The following is a 13,505-nucleotide window of genomic DNA, read 5'->3' on the forward strand; positions in this document are numbered from 1 at the left end:
GCGGCACCGGGCCGCCGCGCTCGTCAATCAGCGCTTGGCCACCAGGTCCTTCGGCAGCTTGAAGGTCCAGATCATGCCGCCCTGGTCCAGGTCCTTGATGCGCTTGGCCACCTCGCCCCCCACAGCGGCACGGCACCACCCCAGCCGGACACCACGGTGACGTACTGCTCGCCGTCCATTTCCCAGGTGACAGGGGATGCGATCACGCCGGAGCCGGTGTTGAACTCATAGAGTTTCTTGCCGGTCCTGGCGTCGAAGGCCATGAGGAAGCCTTCCGGGTTGCCGGTGAACACCAGGTTGCCCTTGGTGGCCAGCACGCCGCCCCACAGCGGCGCATAGTTCTGGTAGCGCCAGACCTCCTTGCCGGTCTTCGGGTCGATGGCGCGCAGCACGCCGATGTAGTCCTCGTTCAGCGGCTTGATGGTGAAGCCCGCGCCCAGGTAGGCCGCGCCCTTCTTGTAGGTCACGCCCTCGTTCCACATGTCCATGCCCCACTCGTTGGAGGGCACGTAGAACAGGCCGGTGTCCTGGCTGTAGGCCATGGGCATCCAGTTCTTGCCGCCGAGGAAGGACGGCGCCACGAACACCGAGGTGCCCTTCTTCGCGTCACCCGGGGCACCGGGGCGGTGGGCGTCGTCGTAGATGGGCCGGCCGTTCTTGTCCAGGCCCTTGGCCCAGGTGACCTTGTCGACGAAGGGGAAGCCACGGATGAACTTGCCGTTGGTGCGGTCGAGCACATAGAAGAAGCCGTTGCGGTCGGCGGTGCCGGCGGCCTTGATGGTCTTGCCGCCGTCCTGGTAGTCGAAGGAAACCAGTTCGTTGACGCCGTCGTAGTCCCAACCGTCGTGCGGGGTGGTCTGGAAGTGCCACTTGATCGAACCGTCCTCGGGGTTCAGCGCCAGGCGCGAGGAGGAGAACAGGTTGTCGCCGGGGCGCAGGTGGGAGTTCCACGGCGAGGGGTTGCCGGTGCCGATGAACAGCGAATCGGTGCTCGGGTCGTAATAGCCGCCCAGCCAGGGGGCGGCGCCGCCGGTCTTCCACAGGTCGCCCGGCCAGGTCTTGCCCGCTTCGCCACCGGAGATGCCGTTCTCGATCGCCTTGCCGTCCTTGTAGACGTAGCCCATGTGGCCTTCCACGGTGGGGCGGCTCCACAGCAGGTTGCCGGTGGTGGGGTCATAGGCCTCGATCTTGCCGACCACGCCGAACTCGCCGCCGGCGACGCCTGTGATCAGCTTGCCCTTGGCGATCAGCGGCGCGGCGGAGATGGAGTAGCCGGCCTTGTAGTCGGCCACGGTCTTCTTCCACACCACCTTGCCGGTGTCCTTGTTCAGCGCCACCAGCTTGGCGTCGAGGGTGCCGAAGATCACCAGGTCGCCGTACAGGGCCACGCCCCGGTTGATCACGTCGCAGCAGGGCATGATGCCGTCGGGCAGGCGCGCGTCGTACTGCCAGAGCTTCTTGCCGGTGCGCGCGTCGGCGGCGAACACCCGCGAGTAGGAGGCGGTGACGTACATCACGCCGTCCTTGATCAGCGGCTGCGCCTGCTGGCCACGCTGCTTCTCGCCACCGAAGGACAGCGCCCAGACCGGGCGCAGTTCCTTGACGTTGTCGGTGTTCAGCGTGTCCAGCGTGCTGTAGCGCTGGCCCTGCTGGTTGAGGCCGTTGACCACGATCTGGTCATTGCGCTTGCCGGCATCGCTGATGTCCTGGTCGGTGACGCCCGCCCAGGCAGACAGGCTGGCGAGGGTCATGGCGGCGAACAGCGCCGTGCGGACGAAAGGCTGGGTGAAACCGGTGGGGTTCATTGCGGCTACCTCTGCGGGCTTGTTGTTGTCATCCGGGAAAATTTCCCGGTCTGCCGCGAATTCTTGGTGCGCCCGCCCTCCCCGCCAATTCACCTCAGTGCGGAGATTCGTAGTTCCTTGGTAGCAATACCGGGCCGCACGGTTCGAGGGGCGCAAGGGGAGGCGCAGGGTGGGCGTGGGTGAGTGGGTGGGCGTAGGGTGGGCTTCAGCCCACCGCTGCCAGGCCCAGGCAACGAACGATCGGGCATGACGACGTGCCCCACTCGACTCCGCCTGGTGGAGGTAAAGAGCGACCTCCACCCTACGCCCCGGGGGTACGCCTGCGCTGGGGGGGAACGCAGAACAGCCAGGGTGGACAATGCTTCACCCGTCCACCCTGCGGAGCGCGTCGTGGCACCGCTGCGCCTCACTCAGCCAATGGCAGGCGCTCGCGCTCGTAGCGCGGGTAGAGGTGGCTGACGCTGCGCACCAGCTCGTAGCGGGTCAGGCTGATGCCGGCGAAGCGCTCGGGGATGGGCGCGCGGATGAGTTCGTTCATCTCCGCGCCGCGTTTGGCGCCGTCACGCAACAGGCCGTCGAGCCAGCCGAGGTAGTCGCGCATCTGGGCGAAGATCGCGTCGTCGCGGGCCACCGGGCCGTGGCCGGGCACCAGCAGTTTCCAGGGCAGCGCCTGGAGCTGGTCGAGGTCGGCGAGCCAGGTGTCCAGCCCCGGGCTGTTGGGGGTGGTGAGGGCGCGCTGGTAGAACAGCAGGTCGCCGCCGAAGAGCACGCCGGTGCGCTCGTCGAGGATCGCCAGGTCCGCCCCGGTGTGGCCGCGCAGGGCCAGCAACCGCAGTGGGTGGCCGCCGATGGCGAGGGTGCCGGGCGTGACCGCCTCGTTGGGCAGCAGCACCTCGGTGCCGCGCATCCAGTCGCCCACCAGGCGATACATGTTCTCGGCCATGGCATCGCCCTGCTGGCGCAGCAGTTCGGTGGTGCCGGGCAAGGCGGCGATGGGCACGTCGGCGAAGGCCTGGTTGCCCAGCGCGTGGTCCGGGTGGTGGTGGGTGATCAGCACCCGCTTCACCGGTTGTGGGGTGACCCGTGCGATGGCCTGGCGCATCGCCTCGCCGTAGCGCCTGGAGGGGCCGCTGTCGATCACCACCACGCCGTCGTCGGTGACGATGAAGGCGGTGTTGACCACGTTGCCGCCGTTGCCTGCCGCGAAGTTGTCGGTGCTGCCTTCCAGCAGCCAGGTGCCCTCGGCTATCTGCCGGGGTTGCAGGTGGTAGTCGAGTTCAGCGCGAGACAGCAAGGGCAGCACGACGAGGAAAACCAGCACGAGCAGGCGCATGCCTAGAGCCCTCCTTCGAATTCGTTGCCGTTGTTGTCGCGCAGCCACAGGCGGGCGCCTTCGTGGCCCTTCACGTCCAGGCTGATGGTGGGGTTCTCGGCCACGGCCGGGAACAGCTCCAGGGTCGCCAGGGGCTTGCCGGCGGCGTCGCGCAGTTCGGCCTGGTTGAGGAAGAACTCGGGGATGCCGCCCACCAGGCCGTTGTCCATCGGGTGGTCGACGCGCAGGCGCAGGCGTTCGTCGTCACCCAGGGGGAAGCGCGCGGCATGGATCTGCCCCAGGCGATCCTCCCAGCCGGGTTGCGCGCGCACCACGCTGGGCGCGGTGCAGCCGCCGCCGGCGGCATCGATCCAGGCCGAGCCGATGTGCCACACCCCATCCTCGGTCAGCGCCGCCGCGCGGATCGGCGTGGCCTGCTCGATGCGGATGCGGATCGCCACCACCGGCAACACGGCATCGCCGGGGCGGAAGTCGAACACACGGGGAATGGGATTGAGCTCGGCCCAGGCCATGAGCCGCGTCACCTTGCCCGGCAGTGCCCGGGCGTCCACCTGGATCGGCACCTGGCGGGCGTCCTCGGCGAAGGGCGGCGCCTGCAGCTGCACGCGATCGTCGAAGACGAAGGGCGCGCCATCGAGGATGCGCTGGTGGTGGAATTCCCACATCACCGAGGGCATCGGGTCCTTGCCCGGGTCGGGCGCGGCGAGGGCCTGCGTCCCCAGGCACAGCCCCAGCAACAGCGTATTCAGGTGGCGCATGGCGGTTCTCCCTGGCAGGCCGGGGCCCGCCTCATTGCACGTCCTGGTAGAGGCCGGGCAGCTCGTAGGTCAGCCCGTAGCGGGCGTAGAGGGTGGACAGACGGCCATCGCGGACCATCGCCTCCACTTCCATGTCCAGCGCGTTGGAAAGCTGGCGGTTGGACTCGTGCACCGCCATGCCGATGTCCCACAGGGGCTGGCCGAGGTTGGGGTAGGTGTTGTCGGAGGACTTCAGCGCCGGGTCGGCGGCCTCGTGCAGCAGCCACTGCAGCTCGCCGCGCAGGGCCATCACCGCATCCACCTCGGCGCCCCGCATGGCGGCGAAGGCGGCGGCCGGGCTCGGGTAGTGGCGGGTGTTGGCACTGAGCTGGCCGTTGAACACCGAGGTCAGGTAAAAGGACGGCACGCTCTCCAGCTCGACGCCGATGGGGTGCAGGCGGAACACGCCGATGCTGTCCACCACCGGCAGGCGCCGGGTGTCGTGCACCAGGTGCCAGCGCTCGCGCTGGTAGGGGGCGAAGATCACCACCTGTTCGTTGACCAGCTCGCCCACGTCGTTGCGCCGCGCCGTGTAGTCACGGTCGTAGGGCACGCGCAGCATCACGTCGGCGAGCAATTTGGGGCGCAGGTAATGGCCCTTCCAGATGTAGTTGCGCAGGTCGTCGTCGAGCTTCTCGCCGGGGGTCACCCAGATCAGCTCGGCCTTGAGCCCCAGCGCGGCGGCCAGGGCATTGGCCAGGTCGACGTCGACGCCGCGGGCCTGGCCGTCCTGCTGGAAGCTGTAGGGCGGGAAGTTCTCGTAGACCGCGACCTTGAGCACCCCGGAGGCGACGATGTCGTCATAGGGGCGTACCTGCGCCTGCGCCAGCGGCAGGCACAGCAACCAGCACAGCAGGGCGAGCAGGCGCATGGCGATCACTCTTCGACGTGGACGCTTTCCAGGTAGGAGCGGATGGCCCAGAGCGCTTCCTGGCTGAGGAAGTCGGCCATCTTCGGCATGTACACCGCGCCGTCGCGCACCGCGCCGTTGATCACGCGCTCCTTGAACCACTCGTCGCCGTCGGCGCTGATTTCGAGCAGGCGCAGGTCGGGGGCGATGCCGCCGGACTTGGCTTCCAGGCCGTGGCAACGCGCGCAGTTCTGGTTGTAGGCCGAGGCGCCGATCTCCACCGCCAGGGCGTTCTTCTCATAGGGCGCGCGATAGGGGTTGGTATCGCGCCATTCCTTGCCCAGGGGCTCCAGGCCATCGGTATTGACGGCCTGCGGCACGACATCACCATGGGCCAGGGCAAGACCGGTGAGGCTCAGACCGGCAAGGAACATCAGGCCACGCAGGGCGTTGTGCTTATTCATGACTTCCATCCTCTTCGAGATGCTGGGCAGGGCGAACGCTCGGCAGGAGCGTGGTGACGAGGATGGTAAGGAGCGCCCGACCGGGGCCGAATGCTGCTTTGGTGGTCGCGCCCTACTCCCTTGGTAGCAAGCCGGGCGGAGGTGTATCGAGGCGCTTTGGCAGCGGTTCCAAGTCATGCCCGCACTGGGAAGTTTTCCCGGCAAGCGCGGGAGTTTTTCCGTATCCCGCAGGCGGTGGCGCTTCCAGTATTCGAAGCGCCAGGACGCCAGGTGGCGCACTGGTCCACAACGACCACGGGAACCGCACACATGACAACAAGATCGCACCCCCAACCTGCCAGCCCGCTCAGCCTCGCAATCAGGGGCCTCCTGCTCGCCGGCGGCCTCGCCGCCAGCGCCGGCGCCTTCGCCGCCAACGTGACCTGGGAAGACATCGCCAACGACCATGTCTCGGTCAAGGACGTGCTGCAGTACGGCATGGGCACCAACGCCCAGCGCTGGAGCCCCCTGGCCCAGGTCAACGACCAGAACGTGTTCAAGCTGGTACCGGCCTGGTCCTACTCCTTCGGCGACGAGAAGCAGCGTGGCCAGGAATCCCAGGCGATCGTGCGCGACGGGGTGATCTACGTCACCGCGTCCTATTCCCGCGTGTTCGCCCTCGACGCCAAGACCGGCAAGCGCCTGTGGGTCTACAACCACCGCCTGCCCGACGACATCCGCCCCTGCTGCGACGTGGTCAACCGTGGCGCCGCCATCTACGGCGACAAGATCTTCTTCGGCACCCTGGACGGCCGCCTGGTGGCGCTGAACAAGGACACCGGCAAGGTGGTGTGGAACAAGAAGTTCGGCGATCACACCGCCGGCTACACCATGACCGGCGCCCCGACCCTCATCAAGGACCAGAAGACCGGCAAGACCCTGCTGATCCACGGCAGCTCAGGCGACGAATTCGGCGTGGTCGGCCAGCTGTTCGCCCGCGACCCGGACACCGGCGAGGAAGTCTGGATGCGCCCCTTCGTCGAGGGCCACATGGGCCGCCTCAACGGCAAGGACAGCACCCCGACGGGCGATGTGAAGGCCCCCTCCTGGCCGGACGACAAGAACTCCCCCACCGGCAAGGTGGAAGCCTGGAGCCACGGCGGCGGCGCCCCCTGGCAGAGCGCCAGCTTCGACGCCGAGACCAACACCATCATCGTCGGTGCCGGCAACCCCGGCCCCTGGAACACCTGGGCGCGCACCGCCAAGGGCGGCAACCCGCACGACTACGACAGCCTCTACACCTCCGGCCAGGTGGGCGTGGACCCGAGCACCGGCGAGGTGAAGTGGTTCTACCAGCACACCCCGAACGACGCCTGGGACTTCTCCGGCAACAACGAGCTGGTGCTGTTCGACTACAAGGGCAAGGACGGCAAGACGGTGAAGGCCACCGCCCACGCCGACCGCAACGGCTTCTTCTATGTGGTCGACCGCACCAACGGCAAGCTGCAGAACGCCTTCCCCTTCGTCGACAACATCACCTGGGCCAGCCACATCGACCTCAAGACCGGCCGCCCGGTGGAGAACGAAGGCCAGCGCCCGCCGCTGCCCGAGCCGGGCCAGAAGCACGGCAAGGCGGTCGAGGTCTCCCCGCCCTTCCTCGGCGGCAAGAACTGGAACCCGATGGCCTACAGCCAGGACACCGGCCTGTTCTACGTACCGGCCAACAACTGGAAGGAGGACTACTGGACCGAGGAGGTGAACTACAAGAAGGGCTCCGCCTACCTGGGGATGGGCTTCCGCATCAAGCGCATGTACGACGACCACGTCGGCAGCCTGCGCGCCATGGACCCGACCACCGGCAAGGTGGTGTGGGAGCACAACGAGCACCTGCCGCTGTGGGCCGGCGTGCTGGCCACCAAGGGCAACCTGGTGTTCACCGGCACCGGCGACGGCTTCTTCAAGGCCTTCGACGCGAAAACCGGCAAGGAGCTGTGGAAGTTCCAGACCGGCAGCGGCATCGTCTCCCCGCCCATCACCTGGGAGCAGGACGGCGAGCAGTACATCGGCGTGACCGTCGGCTATGGCGGCGCCGTGCCCCTGTGGGGCGGCGACATGGCCGAGCTGACCAAGCCGGTGGCCCAGGGCGGCTCGTTCTGGGTGTTCAAGCTGCCCAGCTGGGACAACAAGACCGCCAGCCGCTGACCCTCCCCGGCGCGCCTGCGGGCGCGCCGACTCCCCGCCACGCACCAGGAGCCGTCCATGAACTACCTGCCCATGTTCCTCCCCCTGCTGATGCTGGTCGTCGGGCTCGCCTGGGCCCAGGCCCCCGCCCCGCAAGCCGAAACCGACACCCTGGACACCGTAAAGGTGATCGATGGCTGCCGCCTGGAACCGCAAAGCCAGTGCCCCGGCGCCGACCTGCGCAATGCCGACCTGCGCAACCTCGACCTGCACAAGATCAACCTGGCCGGGGCCGACCTCTCCGGCGCAGACCTGCGCCACGCCAACCTCGACCTGGCCAACCTGGAGAAGGCCAGGCTGGTGGGTGCCAACCTGACCCGCGCCAGCCTGCAGCAGAGCAACCTGCGCGTGGCCGACCTCAGCGGCGCCCGCCTGGTGGCGGTGCAGGGCTGGGGCCTGTTCGGCCAGGGCGCGCAATTCAAGGGTGCCGACCTGACCGCCGCCTACCTGGAGTTCGCCCGCCTGTCCGGCGCCAGGCTGCACGATGCCAACCTCAGCGCCGCCGACCTGGAAATGACCTGGCTCAGCCGCGCCGACCTCAAGGGCGCCCACCTCAACGACGCGAATCTGCAGGAAGCCAAGCTGGGCGACGCCAACCTGGAGAACGCCGACCTCAGCGGTGCACGCCGCCATTACGCCTCGTTCCAGGGCGTGAACATGGAAGGCTGCCGGGAGTGCCCGATCGACTGGGAAAAATGATGTCCAGGCAGAGCGCGTCTACACTCCAGAAGCCGCGTCCTGCCGGATTCCTCGCGTGTCGAACTCAAGAAAGAGCCGGCAGGGTCGATGTGCTGATCAAGCGGTTTCACACTCTCAGCCAACGGGTTCCGACCATGTTCAACACGCGCTTGAAAAAGGAGCTGGAGCAGCTTCGGGAGGAAAACGCCCGAGCCCAGCAGATCAAGGAATCCATCTACCAGGAAATGCTGGTGATGGAGATCGACCTCCAGGGTCGCATCCTGTCCGTCAACGACAACTTCCTCGACGAGCTGCATTACCGCCATGACAACGTCATCGGCCGCACGCTCGAAGAGCTCATACCCCAGACCTTCCATCGCGACCCCAACTACCTGAAGATGCGCCAGGGCCTGGCCAATGGCGAGCACTTCAACGGCGCGTACCGGCTGCTCCGTGGCGACGGCCGCGAGGCCTGGCTGCGCTGCATCTGGCAACCGATCAGGGATGGGCGCGGGCAGATCCAGAGCGTCGTGCTGTGCGCCAACGACCTGACCCGGACCATCGAGACCGCCAAGGAGCACGAAGGCCTGATCAACGCCCTGCTGCGCTCCACCGCGGTCATCGAGTTCAACCTCAAGGGCGAGGTGCTCAACGCCAACCACCGCTTCCTCGACGCCATGGGCTACCGCCTGGAGCAGATCAGGGGCAAGCACCACAGCATCTTCTGCGAACCTGAGGAATCCAGCTCCCCCGCCTACCGGGAGTTCTGGGCCAAGCTGCTGCGCGGCGAGTTCGTCGTCGGCCGCTTCAAGCGCATCGACGCCCACGGCCGCGAAGTCTGGCTGGAGGCTTCCTACAACCCGGTGCACGACACCAACGACCAGCTCTACAAGGTGGTGAAGTTCGCCACCGTGATCACCGACCAGGTGAACCAGGAGCAGGCCGTCGCCGAGGCGGCGAACATCGCCTACAGCACGTCCCAGCAGACCGACGCCACGGCGCAGAAAGGCGCCTCGGTGGTCAGCCAGACGGTCAACGTCATGCGCCTGATCACCAGCCAGGTGCAGGAAGCGGCCGAAGGCATCGAGGCGCTGGACAAGCAGTCGCAGCTGATCAGCTCGATCATCAAGACCATCAGCGGCATCGCCTCGCAGACCAACCTGCTGGCCCTCAACGCCGCCATCGAGGCGGCCCGCGCGGGCGAACAGGGCCGCGGCTTCGCCGTGGTCGCCGACGAAGTGCGCCAGCTCGCCGGGCGCACCAGCCAGGCGGCGGAGGAAATAGTCGAGGTCGTGCAGCAGAACCAGAGCCTGGCCCAGGCGGCAGTGGACAGCATGTCCAGCAGCCGCCAGCACGCCGAGGAGGGGCTGAACCTGGCCAACGAGGCGGGCTCGGTGATCGTCGAGATCCAGGACGGCGCCCAGCGCGTGGTCAGCGCCGTGGGGCAGTTCGCGAGTCAATTGAAGGGGTGAAGCGGAAACGACCTGTCAGGAGCCGTGGCGGCGCTGAGCGCCGCCCCTGCAGCCATCAGACAGAGGTGTGTGGTTTCAAGCGCGACGGCAGGGGTGACCCCGACGGCTCTGTCTGCCTTAGCTACTGAGGACTCAACGAAAAAGCTCACGCACACTGCTTTCCGGGCATTTATGGCGCCTTGTCACGCCCACCGCATGGGTTTCGCTTCGCTCTACCCATCCTACGAAAGCCGCCATCCGCAGCGTACATCCGGCGGTGATGCGCACATCAAGGTGAAGCATTGGGCACGATGTTGGAGCAGCCCACTGCTCCAACGTCTTCGCCGGACTCTTCATCGGGGTACACATCACGCTCGGGGCGCAATGGCTGGCGTAGGGTGGCGTAGAGCGAAGCGAAACCCACGCGGTGGTGACAGGGCACCCAGAGCCAATGAATTCGCCCCTACACCGGTGAAACTGCAGGGCGCCCTGCCCCCTCACCCCACCCGCAACACCCCGGTATCGATGGCCAGGTGCACCAGCTCCGCCTGGGAGCTGACCTGCAGCTTGTTCTTCAGCATCGTCAGGTAGTTGGACACCGTCTTGGCGCTGATGCACAGGTGCTCGGCGATGCTGCGTGCGGGCATGCCGCGGGCGAGCATGGTGAAGATCTCCAGCTCGCGCTGGGTCATGCCGGAGAGACGCGGGTCGCCGGCCTGGTGCGCCGGGTGGCAGGCGAGCTGGGTGGCCAGGGGCTGTTCGATGTAGGCGTGCCCGGCGAGGATGCGCCGCACCGCTTCCACCAGCACCTCGGGCGCGGAGTTCTTGGTGATGTAGCCGGCGGCACCGGCGTCCAGGGCCTGGCGTACCAGGGGCAGCTCGTCGTGCATGCTGAAGAACAGCACGCGCAGCTGCGGCAGGCGCTGGCGCAGCCGGCGGGTGGTCTCCAGGCCGCTGATGCCCGGCAGCGAGAGGTCCATCACCACCAGGTTGGGGATGCTGTCCTGCACCAGTTGCAGGGCCTGCTCGCCGCTGGCCGCCTCGCTCACCTCCACCTCGGGCAGCAGGCCGCGCAGCAGGCTGGCGTAGCCCTGGCGCACCACGGAATGGTCGTCCACCAGCAGGATCTTCATCGCAGGTTCTCCAGGTTGTTCAGGCTTCGCCCAGGGGAATGCTCAGGCGTACCAGCCAGCCACTGCCGGCACGGGTGCGCAGGCGCAGGTCGCCGCCCAGGCAGCGCGCCCGCTCCAGCATGGAACGCAGGCCGATGCCGGGCCGTGGCGGCTGCACGGCGCCCCGGCCGTTGTCGCCCACCAGCAGGCGCAGGCGCCGGCCACGGCGCTCCAGGCGCACGCTCACCGCACTGGCGTCGGCGTGGCGGGCGACGTTGGTCAAGGCTTCCTGCAACAGGCGGTAGAGATGGGCCTGGTCGGCGGCGGGCAGCACCGGCAGGTCCTCGCCCAGGTGCAAGGTGCAGTCGACGCCCTGGGCGCTGCGCCACTGCTCGGTGAGCAGCGCGACGGCCTCGCCCAGTTGCAGGCGCTCCAGGACCACCGGATAGAGGTCGCGTACCAGCGCGCGGAAGCTGTCCTGCATGCGCTGGCAGTTGTCCTCCAGGCTGCGCAGGGTGGCACCGGCGCCCGGCGCCTGGCCGGTCATGGAGCGCAACAGCAGCAGTTGCGCGCGGATGCCGGCGAGGTACTGGCCGATGTCGTCGTGCAGGGCGAGGGCCAGGTGCTTGCGCTCGTGCTCCTGCAGCGCCAGCAGGGCGCGGGTCAGTTCGGCGTTGTCGTTGCGCACCTGCTCCAGGGTGCTGGCCATCTCGTTGAAGTGGCCGGCCAGCAGGCGTGCCTCGTGCAGCGAATGCTGGTCAAGGCGCACCGCCAGGCGGCCACGGGCGATCTCATCGAAGCCGGCGCGCAGTTCGTCCAGCACCCGCAGGCCCCGGCGTACCGCGACGCGGATGGCCAGCAGGCTGAGGCCCAGGGCCAGGCCGAACAGCACCAGCAGCTGGATGAGGGAATCCTCGACTTCGTCCATCTCGTCCGCCGGGTCGACGCTGATCAGCACGCGCCGGCCATCGTCCAGCTGCAGCGGCTCGCCGTACTGCTCGGCGGGCGGGAACAGCCGCGCACCGAGCCAGGCGTCCAGGCCGCGCGGTTGCGGGGGCGTCTCGCCCTGCCAGTGGATGCGCACATGGCGCAGGCCCCGCGCCAGCGCCGACTCCAGCGCCCTGGGGTCGCGCCGGGCGGCCTCGTGCAGGTACTCGACCACCGCGCGCGCGGCGATCATCTCGCGTTGCACGTCCTGGCTGGCCTGGCGCAGCAGCACCCCGGTGCAGACCAGGGTCACCGCGGCGAAGAACAGCACCACCAGCAGGTTGATGCGGCCGAGGGTGCTCATCGCCCGGCGCCTGTCGCAGCCGCCGGTCGCGGGGAGGGGGATGGGCGAAAGCCATCCACGCCGATCAGGCTGAGGATCAGCAGCACGGGCAGCATCAGGGTCTTGAGCACACGCATGGCCGGGCCTCCCGGTCTCGTTCTTGTGCCTCCATGCTAGGGCCTGGGGCGGGCGGCCGGGTTACTACCTTGGTACTGCCCCGGCGCTACTTTCTGCATATTTCCCAGGGCTCGGGGCGGCCCTAGGCTGGCGCTACAAGAACGGGAGCCCCCGCCATGCGTCACCTTGCGCCCTATGCCCTGACCTACCTGCTGGCCCTGGCCGCCGCCGCGCTGCTGGCCAACCACGCCGTCGCCGCCGAGGCGCGCCAGCCGCTGGAGGTGCGCATCGGCTATCTCGGCTACAGCCCCGACCCGGGGCCGCTGCTCTCCAACGTCATCCCCGAGCCCCGCGACGCCGGCCTGCGCGGCGCCGAGCTGGCGACCACCGACAACAACAGCACCGGGCGCTTCCTCAAGCAGCGCTACCAGTTGCTGGCGACCAACGCCGAGACCGAAGCCGGGCTGCTGGAGGCCGCCCGCCAGCAACATGCCGAGGGCCTGCGCCTGTTCGTGGTCAATGCCCCGGCGCCGCTGCTGCGCCAGCTGTCGGCGGCGCTGCCGGACAGCCTGCTGTTCAACGCCGGCGCCGCCGACGACGCCCTGCGCACCGACGCCTGCCTGCCCAACGTGCTGCACAGCCTGCCCAGCCGCGCCATGCTCGCCGACGCCCTGGTGCAGTTCCTCGCCCTGCGCCAGTGGAAGCGCTGGCTGCTGGTGGTCGGCCAGCGCCCCGAGGACCAGGCCTACGCCGCCGCCCTGCGCCGCGCCGCCGGGCGCTTCGGCCTGAAGATCATCGGCGAGAAGCCCTGGACCTTCGACAACGAACAGCGCCGCAGCGCCCAGGCCGACATGCCGCTGTTCACCCAGGCCGACGACTATGACGGCGTACTGGTGGCCGACGAGCGCGGCGACTTCGGCGAATACCTGCCCTACAACACCTGGCTGCCGCGCCCGGTGGCCGGCACCCAGGGCCTGGTGCCCACGGGCTGGCACAAGACGGTGGAAACCTACGGCGCGGCGCAATTGCAGAAGCGCTTCGAGGCCCTCACCGGGCGCTGGATGAACGACCGCGACTTCGCCGCCTGGGTGGCCGTGCGCAGCATCGCCAGCGCGGTGACCCGCCTGGGCGCCACCGACGCCGCCGCGATCCGCACCCTGGAGCTGTCGCCGGACCTGCCCCTGGACGGCTTCAAGGGCCGCAAGCTGAGCTACCGGCCCTGGGACGGCCAGTTGCGCCAGCCCATCGAGCTGATCCAGCCGCGGGCGCTGATCAGCACCTCGCCCCAGGACGGCTTCCTCCACCCCTTCAGCGAACTCGACACCCTCGGCCACGACGCGCCGGAGAGCCGCTGCCGCCTGGCCGAGGTTGCCCTGGAAGCCACGCCATGAACGCCAAGAACAAGGAC

The 13,505-nt window shown here is 68.3% G+C and carries 10 protein-coding genes and 1 pseudogene; 4 read left to right on the forward strand and 7 right to left on the reverse strand.

Annotated elements, in window-relative coordinates; all coding sequences use genetic code 11:
* Positions 1-27 precede the first annotated feature (27 nt).
* The 5 genes and pseudogenes from PHLH3_RS20860 to pedF all read right to left on the reverse strand — a co-directional run bounded on the left by PHLH3_RS20860 (position 28) and on the right by pedF (position 5,249).
* A pseudogene (locus PHLH3_RS20860) lies at positions 28-1,805 on the reverse strand (PQQ-dependent methanol/ethanol family dehydrogenase).
* A gap of 406 nt (positions 1,806-2,211) precedes the next feature.
* Entirely contained in the window at positions 2,212-3,138 is a 927-nt protein-coding gene (locus PHLH3_RS20865) for a quinoprotein relay system zinc metallohydrolase 1 (RefSeq protein ID WP_213625630.1), read from the reverse strand.
* 2 nt (positions 3,139-3,140) lie between these two features.
* Complete coding sequence (locus PHLH3_RS20870; protein WP_213625631.1) at positions 3,141-3,896, reverse strand: quinoprotein dehydrogenase-associated SoxYZ-like carrier; 756 nt, start codon at positions 3,894-3,896, stop codon at positions 3,141-3,143.
* A gap of 31 nt (positions 3,897-3,927) precedes the next feature.
* Positions 3,928-4,806: a transporter substrate-binding domain-containing protein gene (locus PHLH3_RS20875; RefSeq protein ID WP_213625632.1), complete on the reverse strand. Its 879-nt coding sequence runs from the start codon at positions 4,804-4,806 to the stop codon at positions 3,928-3,930.
* Positions 4,807-4,811: 5 nt separating this feature from the next.
* Entirely contained in the window at positions 4,812-5,249 is a 438-nt protein-coding gene (pedF, locus tag PHLH3_RS20880) for a cytochrome c-550 PedF (RefSeq protein WP_173172415.1), read from the reverse strand.
* A gap of 309 nt (positions 5,250-5,558) precedes the next feature.
* Between pedF and exaA the strand changes: the two genes are divergently transcribed.
* From exaA to PHLH3_RS30705, 3 genes are all read left to right on the forward strand, one after another.
* Positions 5,559-7,430 carry a quinoprotein ethanol dehydrogenase gene (exaA, locus tag PHLH3_RS20885; RefSeq protein WP_213625633.1) on the forward strand — a complete coding sequence of 624 codons (1,872 nt, stop codon included), beginning with the start codon at positions 5,559-5,561 and terminating at the stop codon, positions 7,428-7,430.
* A 57-nt stretch (positions 7,431-7,487) separates the two neighbouring features.
* On the forward strand, positions 7,488-8,168 hold the full coding sequence (locus PHLH3_RS20890) for a pentapeptide repeat-containing protein (RefSeq protein WP_213625634.1): 681 nt from the start codon (positions 7,488-7,490) through the stop codon (positions 8,166-8,168).
* Positions 8,169-8,302: 134 nt separating this feature from the next.
* Positions 8,303-9,619 (forward strand): PAS domain-containing methyl-accepting chemotaxis protein, encoded by a 1,317-nt coding sequence (locus tag PHLH3_RS30705; protein WP_213625635.1) that lies wholly within the window; start codon positions 8,303-8,305, stop codon positions 9,617-9,619.
* 476 nt (positions 9,620-10,095) lie between these two features.
* On the opposite strand, the gene PHLH3_RS20900 is transcribed toward PHLH3_RS30705, so the two are convergent.
* A complete protein-coding gene (locus tag PHLH3_RS20900; RefSeq protein ID WP_173172407.1) occupies positions 10,096-10,731 on the reverse strand; it encodes a response regulator transcription factor in 636 nt (211 codons plus the stop codon).
* 19 nt (positions 10,732-10,750) lie between these two features.
* A complete protein-coding gene (locus PHLH3_RS20905) occupies positions 10,751-12,001 on the reverse strand; it encodes a HAMP domain-containing sensor histidine kinase (RefSeq protein WP_213625636.1) in 1,251 nt (416 codons plus the stop codon).
* A 272-nt stretch (positions 12,002-12,273) separates the two neighbouring features.
* On the opposite strand from PHLH3_RS20905, the gene PHLH3_RS20910 reads away from it, so the two are divergent.
* Positions 12,274-13,488 (forward strand): ABC transporter substrate-binding protein, encoded by a 1,215-nt coding sequence (locus PHLH3_RS20910; protein WP_213625637.1) that lies wholly within the window; start codon positions 12,274-12,276, stop codon positions 13,486-13,488.
* Positions 13,489-13,505 lie beyond the last annotated feature (17 nt).

This window comes from Pseudomonas sp. Pc102, from assembly GCF_018408275.1.
Taxonomy (GTDB): domain Bacteria; phylum Pseudomonadota; class Gammaproteobacteria; order Pseudomonadales; family Pseudomonadaceae; genus Metapseudomonas; species Metapseudomonas tohonis.